The following is a 19,986-nucleotide window of genomic DNA, read 5'->3' on the forward strand; positions in this document are numbered from 1 at the left end:
CGATCGGTCACCTCGACGGAATCATCGCGTCGTCATGCTCACGCGTGCCGCGCTCGCGTCAGCGGCCGCGGCAGGGCTTGCGCGATGGCGACACCGAGCAGCGCGAGGCCGCCGCCGATGACGTGGAATGGCCTCACCGGCTCGCCGAGCATCACGATCGCGGCCACAGCGGTCAGCACCGGCAAGAGATTCATGAAGATCGCGCAGCGGTTCGGGCCGAGCTGCGCGACGCCGCGGATCCAGAGGAACGGCAGCACGACCGACGCGAGCGCACCGGCATACACGATCAGCGGCAAGGTCTCGGCGTTGACCTGACGCAGCGGCGCCGGCGTCGCGAGGAACGCGGGAAACATCACGGCCAGCGCGCACAGCGCCTGCATGTAGGTGGATTGCCATCCAGTGATCGGCAAATTCCAGCGTTTCAGCAGCACGCCGTACAGCGCATAAACGATCGCGGCCAGCAGCATCAGCGCGTCGCCCGCATGCACGCCGTTCTGCAACACCGACCACAAGTCGCCGCCGCTGACGAGATAGACGAGGCCCGCAAACGACAGCGGAGCGCCGCAGATCATGCCAAGCGTCGGCGGTTCGCCGAGCAGCGCGGCACTGAGGGCGACCGTCAACAGCGGCGTCAGCGCGGTGAAGACAGCCATGTTGGTCGCGGTGGTGGTTTCGGCCGCCAGATACGACAGGCTCTGGAACAGGCACATCGCAAGGAAGCCGAGGATCGCGAGTGGACCGAGATGCGGCCAGATCGCACGGCGATTGCGCCAGGCGCCGCGCGCCACGAACGGAGACATCAGCAGCACCGCGACCAGCAGGCGATAGAAGGTGATCGCCTGCGGACCGATCGTGTGCGCCGAGAGGCGAGAGACGATGACGTTGCCCGCCCACAGCACGATGGCAACGAAGGGATAGAGAAGTGCGACTTTCTGCTTGAACATGACCCGGCAGCGCGTTGGTGAAGGACACTCCAGCAACTACCTGTCGCCCTAACGTCCGTCTCACGCTAGAATGACCTCACCTAGCGAGATTGGGACATGCGAGATGAAGACGTGTTGGACGAGCTGATCACACGGCACCTCGACTATCACGCCACGGCGCGGCCGATGGCGGCGATGGAGATCGACTATCCGAGCGGCGCGTCGACCGGCCTGCACGCGCATCCACGCGGCCAGCTGCTCTATGCGATCGAAGGCGTGATGGTCGTGCGCTGCGCTGAAGGCACCTGGGTGGTACCGCCCAACCGGGCGGTGTGGCTCGTGGCCGATCTCGCGCACGAGGTCCGGATGTGCGGCGCGGTCAAGATCCGCACCGTGTTCGTGGACGCCGACGCGGCTCCCAATCTGCCGCGGGCCAGCTGCGTGTTCGCGGTCTCGCCGCTGCTGCGCGAATTGTTCGTCGCCGCGATGCGCGTCCCGCTGGACTACGCGCCCGCAACCAGCGACGAGCGCCTGATGCAGGTGCTGCTCGACCAGCTGCGCGAAGTCGATGTGCTGCCGCTGCACCTGCCGATGCCGCGCGACGAAAGGCTCGCGTGGATCTGCGCCGCGCTGCTGGCTCGCCCTGACGATGCCTCGACCGCCGAGCAATGGGCGCGAAGGCTGAAGCTGACGTCGAAGACCATCCATCGTCTGTTCGCCAGGGAAACCGGCATGACGTTCGGCGAATGGCGTCAGCAGGCCCGCCTGCTGTTTGCGCTCGAGCGCCTCGCGCGCGGCACGCGGGTGGTCGATGTCGCGCTCGATGCCGGCTATGCCAGCCAGAGCGCCTTCACCGCCATGTTCCGCAAGCATTTTGGCGTGCCGCCCAACGCGTTCTATCGATAGGCCGCCACCGGATAGTTAGCGCTCAGCACCCGCCGACCGCGCAGCCGGTCCCAGGATCCATTCCCTGAACGCCGCGATCTTCGGAAGCGACTGCCGGTTGTCGGGACAGACGAGATAGTAGGCGAACTCCTCGAGATGCGCGGTCTCGAGCAGCTGGACCAGTTCGCCGCTCGCGATCTCATTTGCCACCATCGCGGCCGGCAGCAGGCCCGCGCCCTGCCCGGTCAGCACGGCCTTCAGCAGGAGGCCGCTGTCATCGAACGAGGGTCCGCGCGGCGTGCGAACCTCCGCGATGCCGTTGGCCTGAAACCACAGGCTCCACCCCTTGCGATCGGCGTCATGCACCTGCGGCCAGCCCGCGAGTTCGCCCGGCGATGCCGGCCGGCCGAGGCGCCCAACCAGCGACGGCGATGCCACCGCCACCATCTCCACCGTGACGACGCGGTCGCTGCGCAGCCCCGGATAGCGGCCAAGGCCGTGGCGCACCGCGACGTCGACGCCGCTGCGCGAGAAATCGACCACCGTGTTGCTGGTGACGATCTGCAGATCGATCTCGGGATGCGTGTTCTGAAACGACGCCATGCGCGGCACCAGCCAGGCCGACGCAAAGAACGGCGTGACGCTCACCGTCAGCGTACCGACATCGACAGATGCCGCGACGCGGCGCGAGGCATCCGCGATCTGGCGAAACGCGTTGCGGATCGACGGCAGATAGTCGCGGCCGGCGTCGGTGAGATAGATGCCGCGCGGCACCCGCTCGAACAGCTTCACGCCGAGATCGGCTTCGAGCGTCTTGAGCATCTGGCTGACCGCGCCCGGCGTCACGCATAGCTCCTCGGCCGCGAGCTTCACCGAGAGATGGCGAGCGGCGGATTCGAACGCCTTGAGCGCGTTCAGGGGTGGAAGCCTGCTTTCCATGGTTTAGAATTTCTAATCTGAATTGCTCAGCAAATCTGGTTTGCCAACTCGGCGTTTGGGGCGCTCTATCAGCTTAATCTGACGCTGAAAGCCGCGTCAACGCAGAGAAAGTCGAACCATGGAACTTAGATTTTCTAACCTCCTTTGCCGCTCTGACGGCTCCGTTTCTTGATGGAGCCAAGCCATGACTGAGGTCGCAGGCAAGCTCGCCCCCCGCGAGATCGCTGCAGGCGGCGAGACCGGCCCGCTCGCCGACCGCATCAACGCGTCGCAAGCCGGCAGCCTGCCCGGCCTGCTGGGCTTTCAATGGCTCGAAGCCGGACGTGGCCACATCCGCGGCCGCTTCGAGATTGCCGCAAAACACTTCTCGCCGCACGGGCTGCTGCACGGCGCAAGCATCGTCGCATTGGCCGATACCGCATGCGGGTTCGGCTGCCTCGCGTCGTTGCCGGACGGCGCCATCGGCTTCGCCACCGGAGAGTTGAAGACCAACTTCATCGGCGCCGCGCGCGAAGGCGGCGTGAGCTGCGAGGCGCGCCTCGTTCACGCCGGGCGCACCACCCAGGTGTGGGACACCGAGATCCGCAGCGAGGCGACGGGCAAGACCATCGCGCTGTTCCGCTGCACGCAGATGCTGCTCTATCCGCCGAGCAAGGCCGGTGGCCATGCGGCACAGGGAGAACGATCATGAGGAATGCCGTCATGCACGCCGGTTATCAACGAGCCAAGCCGTTCTACGGCTGGTACGTGGTCGCAGCAGCCTTCGTCGTGACGCTGATCGGCTTCGGCAGCGCCTACACATTCTCGTCCTTCGTCGAGTCCCTGCAGCGGGAGTTCGGCGCCTCGCGCGGCTCGGTGTCGCTGGTGTTCTCCTTCGCGGGCTTCCTGTATTTCGGCCTGGGAGTGATCTCCGGTCCGCTAGCCGATCGCTGGGGCGCACGCAGGCTCGCTGGCCTCGGAATGGCGCTGGTCGGTCTCGGCATGGTGCTGGCGGGACAGGCGCAGACCATCCTCCAGGTCTATGCCGCCTACAGCATCGGGATCGGCGCCGGCGTCGGCTGCGCCTACGTGCCGACCTTGGGCGCCGTGCAGCGCTGGTTCGTCAGGCGACGCGGCTTTGCGTCGGGCCTCGCCGTCAGCGGGATCGGGGTCGGCACACTGGTGATGCCGCCGCTCGCGACCTGGCTGATCACGAGCCTCGGCTGGCGCGATGCCTATGTCGTGCTGGGCGTTGTCGCCGCCGGCGCCGGGATCGGTGCATCGCTGCTGATCGCGGACGATCCGCGCCGCCACGGCACCGGACCGGACGGCGATCCGCTCGATACGGTTTCGGGCGCGCCGCTCCGTCAGGATGTTGCGATCCGCGCTGCGGTACGGAGCGCGCGCTTCACCGGGCTCTATGCCGCCTGCCTGATCAGCGCATTCGGCGTGTTCGTGCCCTTCGTGCACCTCGTGCCGTTTGCGGTCGATCATCAGGTGGCGCCGACGCTGGCCGTGCTGCTGCTCGGAATGATCGGGGTCGGTAGCACGGCCGGCCGGTTCTTCCTCGGCGGCATCGCCGACCGCGTCGGCCGCGATGCATTCCTGGTCGCGATGTATCTCGGCATGGCCGTCTCGCTGGCGATCTGGGCGATCGCCGGCACCTTCTGGTCGCTCACGGCCTTCGCACTGCTGTTCGGCCTGTTCTATGGCGGCTGGGTCGCGATCCTGCCCGCTGTCGTCACCGACCATTTCGGCGGCCGCAATGTCGGCGGCATCATCGGCATCCTCTACACCAGCGTCGCGGTTGGCACGTTGCTGGGCCCGAGCGCGGCCGGCTTCGCCTACGACATCAGCCACAGCTACTTCATTCCGGTGGCGATCAGCGCAGCCGCCAACCTCGTCGCCGCCCTCATCGCAATGGCGACCATGCGCACGGCCTCGCCGATCGCCTCGGTTGCGCAGCGGTGACGTCCCATGACGGTCGGTGATCCCCGTGCTACGCTTGGGGATCACCACCCCATCGGTTCGAGACCTCCGTGATCACTCGCCTCGCCATGACCAATGCCTGGACTTATCGGCGAACCGACAGTGACGGCATCGTCGAACTGGCATCGTGGCGCGGCGCCGGCTCGCTTGGCCTCAAGCCGCACTTCCATGACGAGAGCCAGATCGTGCTGGTGCTGTCGGGGTCGCGCGCCTTTCGCATCGGCGGCGCGACCGTCACCGTGCCTGCCGGCCATGCCGCGCTCATTCCGGCGGGGATGCTGCATGCGCCGATGACGATGTCGGACGAGGAAACGGTCTGCCTGAACGCCTATGTCCCTGCCGGCCGCGTCTGCTCATCGGTGCGGATCAACCGTTTCGGGCAGCATTGGCGGAACGTCGACGAGATCTCGCCTGAGCATGTCAGCGAAATCGCCGACGACATGCTGTCGTGCGCGCCGCCCCACGCCGCCGGGTACACCGACAGGACGAAGCTCGGCATCGCGCTGACCGAAAGCGTCGCGCCGATCGGCGCGATTGCCGCCGGCTTCGGGCGAAGCCGCGAAGGGTTCAGCCGCATGGTCAGCCGCGAGCTCGGCATCCCGCCACATACCTTCCGCCTGCTGGCCCGCCTCAATCTTGCCCGGCAATTGCTGCGCGCCGGCGCGCCGATCGCAGCAGTCGCGGCCGATGCGGGCTTTTCCGACCAGAGCCACCTCACCCGACTGTTCCGCCGCACCTTTGGCACGACGCCTGGCGTCTATTGGCGCGGCTGAAGTGACGTCACAGATGTTCCAGACCGATCGGAGCGCCGCCCGCTAGCCTGCTCACCCTCACGAGGGTGAAGAATGGATATCCAGACAAGTCTTCTGCTGCTGGCGGCCGGGGTTGCCGGAGGCATCATCAATGCGCTGGCGGGCGGCGCGACGCTCATCACCTTTCCGGCGATGCTCGCGGCGGGCCTGCCGGCCGTCATCGCCAATGCGTCGAATGCGGTGGCGATCTCGCCGGGACATTTGATCGCCGCGCTCGCCGATCGCGGCAAACTGCCGCCGCCGACGCGGCGCACGATCAGCTACGTCGCGGTCGCCACGGTGGGCGGCGCGGTCGGCGCCGGCGTGCTGTTGCTGCTTCCCGAGCGGCTGTTCCTGCTGCCGGTACCGGCCTTGATTGCATTCGCGACGTTGCTGTTCGGCTTCGCGCCGCAGATCCAGGGATGGACCGTCGGGCGCCACAAGGCCGCGGCCCTGCCTTCGACCGGCGCGAGCGGTGCTATCCTGGGATTGTCGTGCATCTATGGAGGCTTCTTCGGCGCCGGTCTCGGCGTCATCCTGACCGCGGTGCTGTCGATCACCGAGCCCAACGACATCCGGGCGATCAAGGCGTTGAAGAACCTGCTCGCGACCTGCGTGTCGCTCGCTGCCACATTGATCTTTATCTTGCAGGGGGCGGTGCGGTGGCCGGAGACCTTGGCGATGCTGCTCGGCGCCATGGTCGGCGGCTTTGCCGGAGGCTTCCTGATCAGGATCCTTCCCGCCCACATCGTCCGGCAGTTCGTCATCGTGGCCGGAGCGCTGATGACGGTGGTCTACGCGGCGCGATACTGGTTCTAGGTGGAGCGAGGGAGCCGAGGCTCCCATCGATATCGGTTGGCTTAGTGCGTCGTCATCCAGGCGCGGGCTTCACGCTGGGCGGCCGCGATCTCGACATCGGACATCTGCTCGGCGACTTCGCGGCGGTGCGCGATCGCGTCAGTGCGTCCCTTGAGGGCCGCCAGGTTGAACCATTTGTGCGCCGCGACGAGGTTGACCACGCCGGAGCGACCGCTCGCCCAATACATGCCACGTTCGAACAGCACGTCCTGGATCGCCGTTGCGGCAACCGGGACAGCGCTTTCCTGATCGATGACCCCCTGAAACATTCTCAATCCCCTTTTTGTTGTTGGCCGCCCTCCCCCGAGCGCGGCCCCCGTCCACTGTTAAAACTACCCTGTCATTTCCTGGCTGATCTTTGATCATGCCCGGGCTGATCTCTTGATCATGCCCCGCGCTGATCCTCGGGATCACCGCGTGCCGTTTGCCGGCTTGTTGGGATGATCATGGCCCATCAAATTTGAAGAGCGGTTTAAGTATCGCGATGAACGGGATGTAAATCGGCGTCGCCAAGGGCGCCTCCAGGAATCGCAGAAGTACCTGTGCCGCAGGCACTTCCTTGCATTCGTGAACGCCGGTTTACCCTGGTGTTTGGGACAACGATAACCATGGCGGACATTGGCCGCGGGCGCCGGCGGGCCCCACCAGGCGATCAGTTTCGAAATTGACGGAGGGTGGCGCGACCAATCGACGAGCCGCGGAGCGGCGTGCGGTCGGGTGCACAGACAAAAGCAACGCGAGGCCGTCAGGCCCAACGTCGATCCGGAATGGGATGGGGAAAGTGGCTGCCGGGCGCGGACTGCGCGGGCCGCCGGAACGAGGGGGTCGGCGAACACGTCAGGACCAGATTTCAGCTCGGCATTCTCGCCGGTGAAATTGCGGAACCAAGCGGGCTCCGCACCGAACGAAGAAATCTCTGTTTCTTCTGCCGGACCGGTTTTGGGAAGGTTGCCCTCTCCGAAATTCGATCCAGCCGTTTGACCTGATGTCTCGCCGACACCCTCTTTCGTCAGCCAGAGCCTTGGGGGTGGGATGTGCCTCTCAGCAGTCCGTCCGCTGGCTCTCGCGACGTGCCGGCGTCAAGCCGCCGGCAATCCTCTCGAGGCGAGAGGCTTACTTCTTCTTGGCGACCTTGCGGGTCTTCTTCGCAGTCTTCTTCACTGCGCTCTTCGCCTTCTTCGCCTTCTTCGCCTTCTTTGCCTTCTTAGCCATGTTGCCCTCCAGTATGTGAGATGGCTCTACTTCGCTGCGTGCACTCGGGAATCGATATGCACTACTTCCCGAATACACCAACAGACCGAAAAAAACAGTGTCCCGCTTAAGGAAGTGTTGACGCAGCGATGGCAACGCGCACCGCGCGCGGCGCCGTTCAAATCGACGATGCATTCACGCGACGATGCAAGAAGTGCAACAGCCGCCGACATCGGCATTTGTCAACGTTGCAGGAAATGCCTTCTGTTGTAGGCTTTTCTTGAATTCGCATTGAAGCGATCGACGCGAGATCGTCGTTGCGCTGAGTCGCGAGCGGAGACGAAAAGGGGCACGTCGCCGACGCCGAGTCGCAATTTTTGGCAACGAAAAAATTTTCGTGGGAAAGACGGCTTTTGCCTCGTTTGAGGTCGGCCGAGGCGGATTCGCGAACGAATCGCAGCTTCGGCGATTCGGCGCCGATGGCGCCGGCGCGCCACGAACGGAGGGTGTGAGGCAGGATCACGCCGCGTTCACGCGCGCGCGACGACACCGAAGTTGACGGCAACGGAGCATGCAAGGGCGCATGATCCGGCTGGATCATGCGCCAAGGACAACATCATTGTCCTGTTGTTCAGATGCCGAGCTTCGACTTCAGGAGGTCGTTGACCGCCTGCGGGTTCGCCTTGCCGCCTGACGACTTCATCACCTGACCGACGAACCAGCCGACCAGTTGCGGCTTCGCCTTCGCTTGCTCGACCTTGTCGGGATTGGCCGCGATGATGTCGTCGACCACCTTCTCGATCGCGCCGAGGTCGGTGACCTGCTTCATGCCGCGCGCCTCGACGAGCGCGCGCGGATCGCCGCCCTCCCGCCAGACGATCTCGAACAAGTCCTTGGCGATCTTGCCGGAAATCGTTCCCTCGCCAATCAAATCGACGATCGCGGCGAGCTGCTCCGCCGACACCGGCGAGGCTGCGATCTCGACGCCTTCCTTGTTGAGACGACCGAACAGTTCGTTGATCACCCAGTTGGCGGCGAGCTTGCCGTCGCGCGCCTTGTCGGCAAGACCTGACAGCACCGTTTCGTAGAACTCCGCGCTCTCGCGCTCGGCGACCAGCACGCTCGCATCATAGGGCGACAGGCCGAAGCCCGTAATAAAACGGGACTTCTTCTCGTCCGGCAGTTCCGGCAGCTGCGCCTTGAGATCGTCGACGAAGGCCTGGCTGAACTCGAGCGGCAACAGATCGGGATCGGGGAAGTACCGGTAGTCGTGCGCCTCTTCCTTGGAGCGCATCGAGCGGGTCTCGCCCTTGTTCGGGTCGAACAGCCGGGTTTCCTGGTCGATCGAGCCGCCGTCCTCGATGATCTCGATCTGACGCCGTGCCTCGTACTCGATCGCCTGGCCGATGAAGTTGACCGAGTTCATGTTCTTGATTTCGCAGCGGGTGCCGAACGCGGTCTCGCCGTAACGGCGCACCGAGACGTTGACGTCGGCGCGCAAATTGCCCTTCTCCATGTCGCCGTCGCAGGTGCCGAGGTAGCGCAGGATCGAGCGCAGCTTGGTGACGTAGGCCTTGGCCTGCTCGGCGTCGCGGATGTCGGGCTTGGAGACGATCTCCATCAGCGCGACGCCGCAACGGTTGAGGTCGACATAGGACATCGTCGGCGACTGATCGTGCAGCAACTTGCCGGCGTCCTGCTCCAGGTGCAGCCGCTCGATCCCGATCGTGACGCTGCGGCCGCCGTCGAGCTCGAGCGACACCTCGCCCTCGCCCACGATCGGCGACTTGTACTGGCTGATCTGGTAGCCCTGCGGCGAGTCCGGATAGAAATAGTTCTTGCGGTCGAACACCGAGCGCAGGTTGATCTTCGCATTCAGCCCGAGACCGGTGCGCACCGCCTGGCGGACGCACTCCTCATTGATCACGGGCAACATGCCCGGCATCGCGGCATCGACCAGCGAGACATGGGAATTGGGCTCGCCGCCGAACGCGGTCGATGCGCCGGAGAACAGCTTCGCGTTCGAGGTGACCTGGGCATGGATCTCCATGCCGATCACGACCTCCCAATCGCCGGTGGCGCTCTTGATCAGTTTGTGCGGGGCGGCAGATGCGGTCATGGATCTCGGTTTCCGGATAAAAGGATATCTGGGATGGATTGGGCTTCGCGCAACCAATCGCGCCAGTCAAGCCGCCTTGCGGTCCCCTTGCAGCCCGCAGCCGTCGCCCGAGGTGGGATCAGAGACCGCGCCGGAACTGCTGGTAGGCCTTGCTCGAGCGCAGCGCGTCGGCGCCGCCCGCGATCAGCTGGTCGACCTGCTCCGGCGGCAGCGACAGCCGCGTCGGGATGGCGTTCAGGATGCCGGCGCGATCCGGTCCGAGCCGGTCGAAGCCGAGCCGCTCGACATAGATCGCGACGTCACCGCATTTCCAACCAGCGCCGATGCCGAGCCGGCTGCGCTCCGCCGCCGACAGCCCGCAGCGCCAGCGCTTCAGCTTGCCGGACCAGTCCTCGGCGAGCGCCGTGAAGGCGGCGTAGCTGGAGCGCACGCTGGCATCGATCGCGGTGTCGGCGGCCGCGGACACCAGTTCGACGCCGCTCGGCCCTTCGAGCGTCTGCACGAAGTCGCCGGAGATGCCGCGGCCGGCGTCGACCACCAGGAACAGAATGCGTTTCAGCTTGGCCGCCTGCCGCTCGTTCAGCGGCTCGTAGGGACGCTGCGCGGCGAGCAAGCCGATGCTCAGCCCCGACAGGCCGTAATTGTCGACGAGGCCGCCATCGAGCAGCTTGACGTAGCGCATCGAGCCGTCGCGGTAATGTGCCTGGGCCTCGGCGTAGGCGCGCAGCAACGGCTGTGCGTTCGGATCGTTGCGCACCCGCTCGAGCCAGGCCGGCAGCGGCGCGGCGCAGCCGCCGGGATAGGTTTGCAGCACGATCGGGGCGAATGCCAGCGGCACCGCGGCGGATGCCGCCACCGCTTCGGCGACACGATACGATCTGATGTCGCTGCACAAGGCATCGAACGACGTCTTGCCGAACACGAACGGCGTGCGGTTGTAGATATCAGACGCGTTGATCCAGACCCGCGGCCGGCGATCGTCGGCCAATGCGTCGAACCGCGCGCCGTCGAACACATTCTGATCGAGCCAGTCGGTGAACTGGCTGTCGTTGACGCCGCCGCCGAGTGCGCGCCCGATATTGCCGAGCGAGATCCGGGTCTTCAGTCCCTCCTCGGCGTTACGCAGCAGGAAGCGCTGGCGGAAATCGTCGAGCGCCGCTCGGCGCTTCAATCCGAAATAGGCGGCGGTGACCGATCCGCCGGAGACGCCGGAGACGAAGTCGACGCGGTCGAGCAGCGTCTTGGTGCCCGCCGCACTCGAACGCGTGTGGTCAAGCTCCTCCAGCACGCCGAACGAAAACGCCGCCGCGCGGGTGCCGCCTCCGGAGAACGACAGTGCGAGCAGCAGATCATCTTCGTAGGCCGGAATGTCGCGGGCGCTGCTGTTGTCGGCGAGCGCGGCGCCGAGCGGGACGTTGCCGGGCAGATTGTAGACGGAGGCGCAACCGGCAAGGCCCGCCGCCACCACGGCCACCAGCATTGCTGACAGCCATCCCCCTATGCCCGACCCACGCACGAATACTCTCTTTTGCCGCTGGCCCCCGCCCGGTTCCATTAGCCTATCACGGCCAATCTGGGCAGCGGCATGGCGGCCGAAACAGGGTTAATGCTCGCGGTGCCTCCGCACCGGCGTCCTTTAACCGCGCTGCGCAAGCAGCGTGGCAACGATCCGCTCCCACTCGGCCTCGAGCGTGTCCTTTGCGACCGGCCGGCCGGCCTGGCGATACCAGTAGCCGGCATTGCCAAGATCGCCCTCGACGCGATGCAGATGGGCATGCACCCAGGCCGAATTGGCGTCGCTCTCGTCCTGTACGATGCGGTGCGCCTGGTCCCAATCGCCCTTCTTCGCCCACCACAACGCGGCGAGCGGCGGCGACAGCGCCGCATCGGGCGCGGTGTCGGCGAGACTGGCGCGGAAATCCGCCATCGCTCACCACCATCTGGGCGCCGTGAACCGGCCGGCCGCCTGCTCGATCACCTCGCCGAGCGAGAACAGCGTCTCCTCGTCGAACGGACGGCCGATCAGTTGCAGGCCGAGCGGCAGACCTTGCGTGTCCTTGCCGGCGGGCACGGCGATGCCCGGCAGGCCCGCCATGTTCACGGTCACCGTGAAGATGTCGTTGAGATACATCTCGACCGGATCGGCGCCGCCCTTCTCGCCGATGCCGAACGCCGCCGACGGCGTCGCCGGCGTCAGGATCGCGTTGACACCCTTGGCGAAGCAGTCCTCGAAATCCTTCTTGATCAGCGTCCGGACCTTTTGCGCACGCAGATAATAGGCATCGTAGTAACCGGCCGACAGCACATAGGTGCCGATCAGCACGCGGCGGCGCACCTCGTCGCCAAAACCATCGGCGCGGGTGTTCTCGTACATCTCGATGATGTTCTTGCCCGGATCGCGCAATCCGTAGCGCACGCCGTCATAGCGCGCGAGGTTCGACGAGGCCTCGGCCGGCGCCACGATGTAATAGGCCGGCAGCGCGTATTTGGTGTGCGGCAGCGACACCTCGACGAGCTCGGCGCCGGCGGCCTTCAGCCACTGCGCGCCCTCGCTCCAGAGCTTTTCGATCTCGGCCGGCATGCCGTCGAGCCGATATTCCCTGGGGATGCCGATCTTCATGCCCTTCACGGACTTGCCGATCGCGGCCTCGTAGTCCGGCACGGCGATGTCGACCGACGTGGTGTCCTTGGGATCGTGCCCCGCCATCGAGCGCATCAGGATCGCGGCATCGCGGGTCGAGCGCGCGATCGGGCCGGCCTGGTCGAGCGAGGATGCAAACGCGACGATGCCCCAGCGCGAGCAGCGGCCATAGGTCGGCTTGATGCCGACGGTTGCGGTGAACGCGGCGGGCTGGCGGATCGAGCCGCCGGTGTCGGTCGCGGTCGCGCCCATGCAGAGAGCAGCCGCCACCGCCGAAGCCGAGCCGCCGGACGAGCCGCCCGGCACCAGCGTGGTGTTGGAGCCTTCGCGCCGCCACGGGTTGGTGACCGGGCCGAAGCACGAGGTCTCGTTCGACGAGCCCATCGCGAATTCGTCATTGTTGAGCTTGCCGAGCAGCACTGCACCGTCGCGCCACAGCTGCGAGGTCACCGTCGACTCGTAGGGCGGAATGAAATTGCCGAGGATATTTGAGCACGCAGTGGTCCTGATGTCGCGGGTCGCGAACAGGTCCTTGATGCCGAGCGGGATGCCGGCGAGCGGTCCGCCCTCGCCTTTTGCAATTTTCGCGTCGGCAGCCTTGGCCATCTCGCGGGCGCGGTCGGGCGTTTCGAGCACATAGGCATTGAGCACACGCGCGGCTTCGATTGCGGCGAGATGCGCGTCGGTCAGTTCGCGGGCGGTGAAAGACTTGCTCGCCAGGCCCTCGCGGGCCTCGGCGATCGTCAGCGATGTCAAATCAGTCATTTATTGATCGGGCTGCAGAAGAACGGAGACAGGGTCTTGTCGTTGGCGGGGTCGTCTTGGCGCGCCAGGTTATTTGCCTTGGCATTTTCCTTGGCGCGGGCGGCGTCAAGCGCCTCGAGATGGTCGAGCACGGCGTCCATCGCCGCGTTGGGATCGGCGACCTTCCCCTTGCGCTCCATGGCATCGAGGAAGTCCATATAGGCCTTGTAGGCCTTCTCATCGTCGCACAGCAGACACATTGAACTTTGTCGCTTTTGTTTGAAGCGTTTTCTTCACGCGAACCGGTATCCACTTCGCTCGAAAACGCGATGCTTGCGTTACTCGACCACCTTCGGCACCAGGAAGAAGCCGTTCACGGTGTCGGGCGCGTTGCGGACGATGACGTCGGCGATCTCGCCGTCATTGACCACGTCGGCGCGCTTCTTCATTTCCATCGGCGTCACCGAGGTCATCGGCTCGACGCCGTCGACATTCACTTCCGACAGCTGCTCCACAAAGGCCAGCATCGCGTTCAGCTCGCCCTGGAGATGGGGAACTTCGGCGTCGCTGACCGCGATCCGCGCCAGATGCGCGATACGGCGGACGGTCGTGGCGTCTACGGACATTATATAGGGCCTCGGGGCTGAAAGGTCAGCCTGCCGTATAGCAGACGCCGGTTTTGCGCCGCAACCGCGCGGATTTGCCCGCCCAACAGGGCTTTGCGCCCCTCTGGCGACCAGGCAAGACACCCTGCCACGCATTCCGGCTGCGAAACACGGCGACGAAACCACTTCGCGGCCGCCGCGAAGTCGTCTCGAAACATTCACGGCGCCTACTCCACCCAAACAAAAAGTTCGGAGCGCGTCATGTCAATGCTCAACGGCAGCCCCCGCCCGGAGGGCTGGGACCCCGCCCTCTGGTCGATCGGCACGGCGCTGGGGGTCGCGATCCTCTACGTGGCATGCCTGGTCTGAATGAGCCCGCGCGTCAGGCCTGAGACAGAGCCGCCATCCGCGCCAGCGCGGCGCCGGCCAGCGCGCGGGTTAACTCGGCCGCCGGCATTTCCTTGCCCATCCGCACCGCCTGTCCGGCCCACAGATTGGTGAAATGGACCTTCCCCTGTTTTTCGGCAGCCGCCTTCAGCGGTCCGAGGGCGGTTGCTGCGTGCGGGAACGCCGGCGCGTCCGGCGAGATCGGCCCGACCTCGCGCATCACACGGTTGGCAACACCGCGCGCCGGACGGCCGGTCATCACATTGGTGATGACGGTGGATTCGTCGCTCGCCTGCGCCAGCGCGATGCGGGCCTGCGCCGTCACCTTGGACTCCGGGCAGCGCAGATAGGCCGAGCCGACCTGCACGCCGGAGGCGCCGAGGGCGAACGCCGCGGCGATCCCGCGCCCGTCGGCGATACCGCCGGCCGCGACGACCGGCACCTTCACCGCATCCACCACCTGCGGCAGCAGCGAGAACGTCCCGGGCTGCTCGGCGATGTTGTCGGTCAGGAACATGGCGCGATGGCCGCCGGCGTCGGCGCCTTGCGCGATGATGACGTCAGCGCCGTTCTCCTCGAGCCAGATCGCTTCCTTCACCGTCGTCGCCGACGACATCACGGTGGCGCCGGTGGCTTTCACCCGCTGCAACAGATTTGGCTCCGGCAGGCCGAAATGGAAGCTGACGACCTCCGGCTTCAGCTCCTCGACCACGGCGCAGAACGCCGCATCGAACGGCGCGCGGTTCGCTGCATTGATCGGCGCATTCGGATCGAGACCATGCTCGCGATAGTAAGGCGCCAGCCGCCGCCGCCAGTTCGCCTCGCGCGCCGGATCGGCGTCGACCGCCTTGTGGCAGAAGAAGTTGAGGTTGACCGGCGCAGAGACGCGTTGACGGATGATGTTGACCTGCTCGCGCGCCTTCTCGGCCGACAGCATCGCACATGGCAGCGAGCCGAGCCCGCCCCCTTGCGCCACCGCAATCACCAGCTCCGCATCCATCACGCCGGCCATCGGTGCCAACACGATCGGGAATTCGGTCTTGAAACGATCGATCAATCGACGGTCCGGCCACATGGTGTGTCTCACGCTTGTTCAGGTCAAAGAGGAAAGAGAGTTGCGCCGGCCCTGCAGCGACTGCTCGGCCTCGGCGACGATGCGACCGACGATCTCGGCCGCCGGAACGATATCATGGATCAGACCGACGGACTCGCCGGCAAACACCGCGGCGACATCGAAATTGGCCGCGGCCTTCGCGGCGGCATACTCCACCGCGACCTCGTCGGCGCGCTGCATCAGCTCGATCTCGTGCCCGCTCCAGCGCCGCAGATGATCGTTGGCAAGCGAACGCGCGGTAAACGGCGCCGGCCACATCAGCTTGCGCGACCAGTCGAACACCACGCCGCGCACCGTCTCGCCGCTCTTTGCCGCACAGATCAGCTGCTTCGCCTGCTCGGCCGCGTCGGCCTCGACGCTGGCGTAGAAGCGCGTTCCCATCAGCACGCCGGATGCGCCGAGCATCATCATCGCCGCGAGGCCACGCCCGTCCGCGATGCCGCCGGCCGCGACCACAGGCACGCGCCCCGCCGCGAAATCGATGATCGCCGGCACGATGTCGAGCGTTGTGCGCGATGCGCCGTGACCGCCCGCCTCGGTGCCCTGCGCGATCAGGATGTCGGCGCCGCAATCGAGCGCCCGCTGTGCCATCTCCTCGCTCTGCACCTGGCAGATCAGGAGCGCGCCCGCCGCCTTGATCTTCGGCGCGAACGGCAGGGGATCGCCGAATGACAGCATCACCGCGCGCGGCCGCGCATCCAGTGCGATGTCGATCAGCTCGGGCTGCCTGGCCAGGCTCCAGGTGATGAAGCCGATGCCGAACGGCTTAGCAAAACCCTTCAGCCTCGCGGTCTCGGTCTGCAGCCGCGTCTTGTCGCCGTAGCCGCCGCCCAGAATACCGAACCCGCCGGCCGCGCTGACCGCCTTGACCAGCCCGCTGCCGGCGATCGTGTCCATCGGCGCCAGCAAAATCGGATGCTCGATGCCCAGACGTGCCGTCAATTCGGTGCTGATCGGCATGCGCTTGCTCCCTGTTCTGAACTTGCTGTTCTGGACTTACAGCCTAAGCGGGCCTAACATTCTCGGATAATGAATACTAGAGATCGCTACCATCTCTAAATCAGAACGGTGATCCCAGATGGAATTGACCGACCTGCTCACCTTTTCCACGGTCGCCCGGCTGGGCGGCATCACCCGGGCCGCCGACGAGCTGAACACCGTGCAGTCGAACGTCACCCAGCGCATCAAGGCGCTGGAGGCCGAGATCGGGACCGCGCTGTTCGAGCGCCACAGCCGCGGCATGTCGCTGACCGGCGCCGGCCGCCGCCTGTTGCCTTATGCACAGCGCATGGCGGCGCTGTCGCGCGAAGCCGTGCTCGCCGCGCGCGACGATGGCGAGCCGAAGGGTCCGCTGTCGATCGGCTCGATGGAAACCACTGCCGCGGTGCGGCTGCCGACGCTGCTCGCCGAGTTTCATCGCCGCTATCCAGCGGTGCGCCTGACCTTGCGCACCGCGCCGACCGCAGACCTCGTTGCCGCCGTGCTCGACGGCTCGCTCGACGGCGCCTTCGTCGCCGGTCCGATCGAGCATGCCGAACTGTCAGCGACATCAGCCTTCACCGAGGAACTGGTGCTGGTCACCGCGCAGCGCTGGAAATCGCTGGCCGCCTTGCGCGCCGGCACGCCGGAGTCGGGCCCGACCGCGCTGGTGTTCCGCACCGGCTGCACCTACCGGCAGCGTCTCGAACAGGTGTTCACCGAATTCGGCTGGCCGTCGGCGGTCCGCTTCGAGTTCGGCACGCTCGACGGCATGGTCGGCTGCGTCGCCGCCGACATGGGCGTCACCCTGCTGCCGCGCGCCGTCGTCGAGCGCGATCACGTCCAGCGCGACATCAACATCCACAAGCTCAATCCGCAGCATGCGCATGTCGAGACGCTGTTCATCCAGCGCCGCACCGCGCATCAGTACAGCGCGTTGCAGGGGCTGGCCGCGTGCCTCGGTGGCGACGAGCGGGTGATCGCCGCCTGACCGGCGTTTTCGCATGGACACCACGGCAGCGCCGGGCTTTGCCTCGGCGCGCGGGTGCGTGCTAAGCGCTAGTGTGCTGAATGCGAAGTTCGTGCGATTTCGCGGCAGCCACTTTCACGAACTTCGCATTCATAAAGCACACTAGAATCATAAGTTTGCTAGTGTCCTTATCGAATCCGAAGTTCGCTCCGAAGGTGCGGCAAATGATGCGAACTTCGGATTCGGGACACTAGCGCCATGCCCGCCCCCATCCTTCCCCTGATCGAAGCTGCGCCGCACTGGCCCGAGCGCGGCGCGCTTGTCGGCCTCGACCTCGGCACCAAGACCATCGGGGTCGCCGCCTCCGATCCGGACCGGCGGCTGGCGACCGGCGTCGAGACCATCCAGCGCAAGCAGTTCAAGGTCGACGCGGCGCGGCTGCTCGCGATCGCCGCCGAACGCAATGCCGTCGGCTTCGTGCTCGGGCTGCCGATCAACATGGACGGCAGCGAAGGCCCGCGCGCGCAATCGACCCGGGCGTTTGCCCGCAACCTCGCCGGCCTCACCGCGCTTGCGATCGGGCTGTGGGACGAGCGGCTCTCGACCGCGGCGGTCGAGCGCGAACTGATCGGGATGGACGTCAGCCGCGCCCGGCGCGCCGAGGTGATCGACGAGCACGCCGCGATCTTCATCCTGCAGGGCGCACTGGACCGGCTCGCGAAGCTGCGCGGGAAGCGCTGACCATGGCCGTGGTGATCGCGGCGCTGCTGCCGGTGTTCCTCTTGATCGTGCTCGGCTTCGTCCTCAAGCGCACGCTGATGCCGCTCGATACGCAATGGCACGGGCTGGAGCGGCTGACCTATTACGTGCTGTTCCCGGTGCTCCTGGTGCAGACACTGTTGAAGGCCGACCTGACCAAGGTGCCGGTCGCGGGCGTCGGCGGCGCGCTGCTGCTTGCGGCGCTGGTGATGTCGCTGTTCTGCCTCGCGCTGCGCGGCCCGCTGGCGCGCTCCGGCGTCGACGGTCCCGCCTTCACCTCGATCTTCCAGGGCGCGACCCGCTGGCAGACCTATGTCGCGCTGTCGGTATCGCGCAATCTGTATGGCAGTACAGGCCTCGCGCTGGCTTCGGTCGCGATGGTCGCAATCATCCCGCTGGTCAATGTGTTCAGCGTCGCCGTGCTGGCGAATTATGCCTCGTCCGCAAAGCGTTCGACCGGCGCCATCGTGATGACTGTCGTGAAGAACCCGCTGATCTGGGCCTGCGTCATCGGGCTCGTCATCAATGTCGTGCACATCCCGCTGCCACAGATCTGGTATGACGTCGCCGACGCGCTCGGCGGATCGTCGCTGGCGATCGGCCTGCTTGTCACCGGGGCCGGGCTGCATCTGGAAGGCATCTTCCGGCCCAGCCTCGCCGCGAGCATCGCGCTGGTGCTGAAACTCGTGCTGATGCCCGTCCTGACCGTCGCGCTCGCGGTGTGGTTCGGCGTTACCGGGCCCGATCTCGCCATCGTCGCGGCCTGCGCCGCGGTGCCGACCTCGCCGTCAGCCTATGTGCTGGCGCGCCAGATGGGCGGCGACGCGCCGCTGCTCGCCCAGATCATCACGCTGCAGACGATCCTGGCCGCGATCACGATGCCGATCGTGATCGCCGCGGTGGGGCTTTAGAGGGCGTACCCAATCGGACTTGACTGGAGCCGAGGCAGCATGGCGCCGCGCCTATCGGTTGCTACCAGACTTCGCGATAGTTCGCGAACTTGCGCAGGGTCTTGTCATAGCGGGCCGGAACTATCCAGGGCAACAGGAGCCTGAAGATCGCGTTCGGAAGCGGAGAGCGAAGCCGCACATAGAGGTCGAGCGGATCGAGGTCATGCCGCATCCGGAATTTCGGTTCGTAGCTGAGACCCGTGCTTCGAAGCCACCTGTAACCGTTGGCGATCGCCCAATTCATCATGTCGCGAATGGTGTAGTAATAAAGATGAAGGTCGAGTGCGACAGCATAGTCGAGGCCGACATACTCCCAGAACAGACTGTCGCCTTCCACCATGCAAAGGCTGAAGGCGATCACCTTCCCGCCACGGCGCCAGATGAAGAAGCGGACCTTGTCCTTCATGTCGCTGCCGAGCCGGCGGAGATAGTCGGCTGTCAGTTTTTCGAAACGGAATTTCGAACGGTCGAAGACCTGCAGGTAGAGCGGATAGATCTCGTCGACGGCATCCCTTGCGTCGTCAGTGACGGTAAGAGCTATGGTTTCACCGTCGGTTGCCTTGAATTTCTTGCGGAGCTGCCAGCGCGCCGACCGCGGCAGCGCATTTTGCATGTAGGCATCGAAGTCGTCGTGCTCGATATTGAGCGCCGTCATCGGCATGCTGGGCGCGCGGGCGAAGCCGCGCCGGACGAAGCAATCCAGCACCGGCCGGTAGCGCGCGGGGAATTCCTTCAGGACGATGAGCTGCGCCCGGCATGATCGTGCGAGAGTGACGATTTCCCCGCAAAGAATCTCGGCGATCTTGCCGGATGGCACCGTGCTTGATCCGGCAAGATGCCCTTCCCCGGCGAAACATCCGACCATCAGGGTTCGCATTTTGAGAAACCCGGGAACGACGCCTCGGATGCGCGCCAGCAGCGGCTGCCATTGCGCTCCAAGTCCTTCGAGAATGTCCTGGTCGAGCAGAAAAAACGGCTGGACGGCATGGAGACAGCCTGCCCGGTCGATGATCGCGAAGTACCGGTACTCGACGCGCTCGCGGAGCGTATCCTCCAGGATTTCGTAGTAACGGTGATCCTTGCGCAAGTCGGCGAAGCTGGCAGCCCAAGCGGGACAACCGGCGATTTCGTCGCGCGTCACGATCTTTACGCGAAAAGGCGCTG

General features: G+C 65.7%; 21 protein-coding genes. 8 read left to right on the forward strand and 13 right to left on the reverse strand.

The features are described from left to right. Positions 1-38: 38 nt before the first annotated feature. The gene (locus QA639_RS24880) at positions 39-944 is read right to left on the reverse strand and encodes a DMT family transporter (protein WP_157340979.1); all 906 of its coding nucleotides are present in this window, start codon (positions 942-944) and stop codon (positions 39-41) included. A gap of 96 nt (positions 945-1,040) precedes the next feature. On the opposite strand from QA639_RS24880, the gene QA639_RS24885 reads away from it, so the two are divergent. Next, on the forward strand, positions 1,041-1,829 hold the full coding sequence (locus tag QA639_RS24885) for an AraC family transcriptional regulator (protein ID WP_157340977.1): 789 nt from the start codon (positions 1,041-1,043) through the stop codon (positions 1,827-1,829). Positions 1,830-1,844: 15 nt separating this feature from the next. Here the strand turns inward: QA639_RS24885 and gcvA are convergent, their stop codons facing one another. Then, positions 1,845-2,747 carry a transcriptional regulator GcvA gene (gcvA, locus tag QA639_RS24890; RefSeq protein ID WP_157340975.1) on the reverse strand — a complete coding sequence of 301 codons (903 nt, stop codon included), beginning with the start codon at positions 2,745-2,747 and terminating at the stop codon, positions 1,845-1,847. 184 nt (positions 2,748-2,931) lie between these two features. On the opposite strand from gcvA, the gene QA639_RS24895 reads away from it, so the two are divergent. The 4 genes from QA639_RS24895 (at position 2,932) to QA639_RS24910 (ending at position 6,325) form a co-directional block, all read left to right on the forward strand. Continuing rightward, complete coding sequence (locus QA639_RS24895) at positions 2,932-3,438, forward strand: PaaI family thioesterase (RefSeq protein WP_198400076.1); 507 nt, start codon at positions 2,932-2,934, stop codon at positions 3,436-3,438. Beyond that, on the forward strand, positions 3,435-4,697 hold the full coding sequence (locus QA639_RS24900) for an MFS transporter (protein WP_157340973.1): 1,263 nt from the start codon (positions 3,435-3,437) through the stop codon (positions 4,695-4,697). Before QA639_RS24895 ends, QA639_RS24900 begins: the two co-directional genes overlap by 4 nt. Before the next feature lie 68 nt (positions 4,698-4,765). Beyond that, on the forward strand, positions 4,766-5,488 hold the full coding sequence (locus QA639_RS24905) for an AraC family transcriptional regulator (RefSeq protein WP_028333825.1): 723 nt from the start codon (positions 4,766-4,768) through the stop codon (positions 5,486-5,488). A gap of 72 nt (positions 5,489-5,560) precedes the next feature. Continuing rightward, on the forward strand, positions 5,561-6,325 hold the full coding sequence (locus QA639_RS24910; RefSeq protein WP_157340971.1) for a sulfite exporter TauE/SafE family protein: 765 nt from the start codon (positions 5,561-5,563) through the stop codon (positions 6,323-6,325). A 41-nt stretch (positions 6,326-6,366) separates the two neighbouring features. Here the strand turns inward: QA639_RS24910 and QA639_RS24915 are convergent, their stop codons facing one another. The 10 genes from QA639_RS24915 to QA639_RS24960 all read right to left on the reverse strand — a co-directional run bounded on the left by QA639_RS24915 (position 6,367) and on the right by QA639_RS24960 (position 16,125). Beyond that, positions 6,367-6,633 carry a hypothetical protein gene (locus QA639_RS24915; protein WP_021078341.1) on the reverse strand — a complete coding sequence of 89 codons (267 nt, stop codon included), beginning with the start codon at positions 6,631-6,633 and terminating at the stop codon, positions 6,367-6,369. Positions 6,634-7,733: 1,100 nt separating this feature from the next. Next, entirely contained in the window at positions 7,734-8,156 is a 423-nt protein-coding gene (locus QA639_RS24920; protein ID WP_157340969.1) for a hypothetical protein, read from the reverse strand. A 30-nt stretch (positions 8,157-8,186) separates the two neighbouring features. Continuing rightward, positions 8,187-9,674: an Asp-tRNA(Asn)/Glu-tRNA(Gln) amidotransferase subunit GatB gene (gatB, locus tag QA639_RS24925; protein ID WP_028333823.1), complete on the reverse strand. Its 1,488-nt coding sequence runs from the start codon at positions 9,672-9,674 to the stop codon at positions 8,187-8,189. A gap of 118 nt (positions 9,675-9,792) precedes the next feature. Then, entirely contained in the window at positions 9,793-11,154 is a 1,362-nt protein-coding gene (locus QA639_RS24930) for a patatin-like phospholipase family protein (protein ID WP_028333822.1), read from the reverse strand. Between the two features lie 156 nt (positions 11,155-11,310). After that, entirely contained in the window at positions 11,311-11,601 is a 291-nt protein-coding gene (locus QA639_RS24935; protein ID WP_028333821.1) for a hypothetical protein, read from the reverse strand. Positions 11,602-11,604: 3 nt separating this feature from the next. Then, positions 11,605-13,080: an Asp-tRNA(Asn)/Glu-tRNA(Gln) amidotransferase subunit GatA gene (gatA, locus tag QA639_RS24940; protein ID WP_050385790.1), complete on the reverse strand. Its 1,476-nt coding sequence runs from the start codon at positions 13,078-13,080 to the stop codon at positions 11,605-11,607. Beyond that, positions 13,077-13,319: a hypothetical protein gene (locus tag QA639_RS24945; RefSeq protein WP_028333819.1), complete on the reverse strand. Its 243-nt coding sequence runs from the start codon at positions 13,317-13,319 to the stop codon at positions 13,077-13,079. Before QA639_RS24945 ends, gatA begins: the two co-directional genes overlap by 4 nt. Positions 13,320-13,397: 78 nt before the next feature. After that, the gene (gatC, locus tag QA639_RS24950; protein ID WP_050385789.1) at positions 13,398-13,685 is read right to left on the reverse strand and encodes an Asp-tRNA(Asn)/Glu-tRNA(Gln) amidotransferase subunit GatC; all 288 of its coding nucleotides are present in this window, start codon (positions 13,683-13,685) and stop codon (positions 13,398-13,400) included. Between the two features lie 361 nt (positions 13,686-14,046). Then, complete coding sequence (locus QA639_RS24955; RefSeq protein ID WP_157340967.1) at positions 14,047-15,126, reverse strand: NAD(P)H-dependent flavin oxidoreductase; 1,080 nt, start codon at positions 15,124-15,126, stop codon at positions 14,047-14,049. 18 nt (positions 15,127-15,144) lie between these two features. Next, positions 15,145-16,125 carry an NAD(P)H-dependent flavin oxidoreductase gene (locus QA639_RS24960; protein WP_157340965.1) on the reverse strand — a complete coding sequence of 327 codons (981 nt, stop codon included), beginning with the start codon at positions 16,123-16,125 and terminating at the stop codon, positions 15,145-15,147. 118 nt (positions 16,126-16,243) lie between these two features. On the opposite strand from QA639_RS24960, the gene QA639_RS24965 reads away from it, so the two are divergent. The 3 genes from QA639_RS24965 to QA639_RS24975 all read left to right on the forward strand — a co-directional run bounded on the left by QA639_RS24965 (position 16,244) and on the right by QA639_RS24975 (position 18,783). Then, complete coding sequence (locus QA639_RS24965; protein ID WP_028333815.1) at positions 16,244-17,134, forward strand: LysR family transcriptional regulator; 891 nt, start codon at positions 16,244-16,246, stop codon at positions 17,132-17,134. A gap of 237 nt (positions 17,135-17,371) precedes the next feature. Then, positions 17,372-17,854, forward strand: coding sequence for a Holliday junction resolvase RuvX (gene ruvX / locus QA639_RS24970; protein WP_157340963.1), 483 nt, complete (start codon positions 17,372-17,374; stop codon positions 17,852-17,854). Positions 17,855-17,856: 2 nt separating this feature from the next. Further along, positions 17,857-18,783, forward strand: coding sequence for an AEC family transporter (locus QA639_RS24975; RefSeq protein WP_050385785.1), 927 nt, complete (start codon positions 17,857-17,859; stop codon positions 18,781-18,783). Between the two features lie 61 nt (positions 18,784-18,844). On the opposite strand, the gene QA639_RS24980 is transcribed toward QA639_RS24975, so the two are convergent. After that, the gene (locus QA639_RS24980; protein WP_283087586.1) at positions 18,845-19,963 is read right to left on the reverse strand and encodes a GNAT family N-acetyltransferase; all 1,119 of its coding nucleotides are present in this window, start codon (positions 19,961-19,963) and stop codon (positions 18,845-18,847) included. Between the last annotated feature and the right edge of the window lie 23 nt (positions 19,964-19,986).

This window comes from Bradyrhizobium pachyrhizi, assembly GCF_029714545.1.
GTDB classification, from domain to species: Bacteria; Pseudomonadota; Alphaproteobacteria; order Rhizobiales; family Xanthobacteraceae; genus Bradyrhizobium; species Bradyrhizobium pachyrhizi.

Bases quoted from the DNA above. Each gene is read 5' to 3' on its own strand.
- QA639_RS24880 (WP_157340979.1), bottom strand. From the start codon at position 944: ATGTTCAAGCAGAAAGTCGCACTTCTCTATCCCTTCGTTGCCATCGTG.
- QA639_RS24885 (WP_157340977.1), top strand. From the start codon at position 1,041: ATGCGAGATGAAGACGTGTTGGACGAGCTGATCACACGGCACCTCGAC.
- gcvA (WP_157340975.1), bottom strand. From the start codon at position 2,747: ATGGAAAGCAGGCTTCCACCCCTGAACGCGCTCAAGGCGTTCGAATCC.
- QA639_RS24895 (WP_198400076.1), top strand. From the start codon at position 2,932: ATGACTGAGGTCGCAGGCAAGCTCGCCCCCCGCGAGATCGCTGCAGGC.
- QA639_RS24900 (WP_157340973.1), top strand. From the start codon at position 3,435: ATGAGGAATGCCGTCATGCACGCCGGTTATCAACGAGCCAAGCCGTTC.
- QA639_RS24910 (WP_157340971.1), top strand. From the start codon at position 5,561: ATGGATATCCAGACAAGTCTTCTGCTGCTGGCGGCCGGGGTTGCCGGA.
- QA639_RS24915 (WP_021078341.1), bottom strand. From the start codon at position 6,633: ATGTTTCAGGGGGTCATCGATCAGGAAAGCGCTGTCCCGGTTGCCGCA.
- QA639_RS24920 (WP_157340969.1), bottom strand. From the start codon at position 8,156: ATGATCCAGCCGGATCATGCGCCCTTGCATGCTCCGTTGCCGTCAACT.
- gatB (WP_028333823.1), bottom strand. From the start codon at position 9,674: ATGACCGCATCTGCCGCCCCGCACAAACTGATCAAGAGCGCCACCGGC.
- QA639_RS24930 (WP_028333822.1), bottom strand. From the start codon at position 11,154: ATGCTGGTGGCCGTGGTGGCGGCGGGCCTTGCCGGTTGCGCCTCCGTC.
- QA639_RS24935 (WP_028333821.1), bottom strand. From the start codon at position 11,601: ATGGCGGATTTCCGCGCCAGTCTCGCCGACACCGCGCCCGATGCGGCG.
- gatA (WP_050385790.1), bottom strand. From the start codon at position 13,080: ATGACTGATTTGACATCGCTGACGATCGCCGAGGCCCGCGAGGGCCTG.
- QA639_RS24945 (WP_028333819.1), bottom strand. From the start codon at position 13,319: ATGTGTCTGCTGTGCGACGATGAGAAGGCCTACAAGGCCTATATGGAC.
- gatC (WP_050385789.1), bottom strand. From the start codon at position 13,685: ATGTCCGTAGACGCCACGACCGTCCGCCGTATCGCGCATCTGGCGCGG.
- QA639_RS24955 (WP_157340967.1), bottom strand. From the start codon at position 15,126: ATGTGGCCGGACCGTCGATTGATCGATCGTTTCAAGACCGAATTCCCG.
- QA639_RS24960 (WP_157340965.1), bottom strand. From the start codon at position 16,125: ATGCCGATCAGCACCGAATTGACGGCACGTCTGGGCATCGAGCATCCG.
- QA639_RS24965 (WP_028333815.1), top strand. From the start codon at position 16,244: ATGGAATTGACCGACCTGCTCACCTTTTCCACGGTCGCCCGGCTGGGC.
- ruvX (WP_157340963.1), top strand. From the start codon at position 17,372: ATGCCCGCCCCCATCCTTCCCCTGATCGAAGCTGCGCCGCACTGGCCC.
- QA639_RS24975 (WP_050385785.1), top strand. From the start codon at position 17,857: ATGGCCGTGGTGATCGCGGCGCTGCTGCCGGTGTTCCTCTTGATCGTG.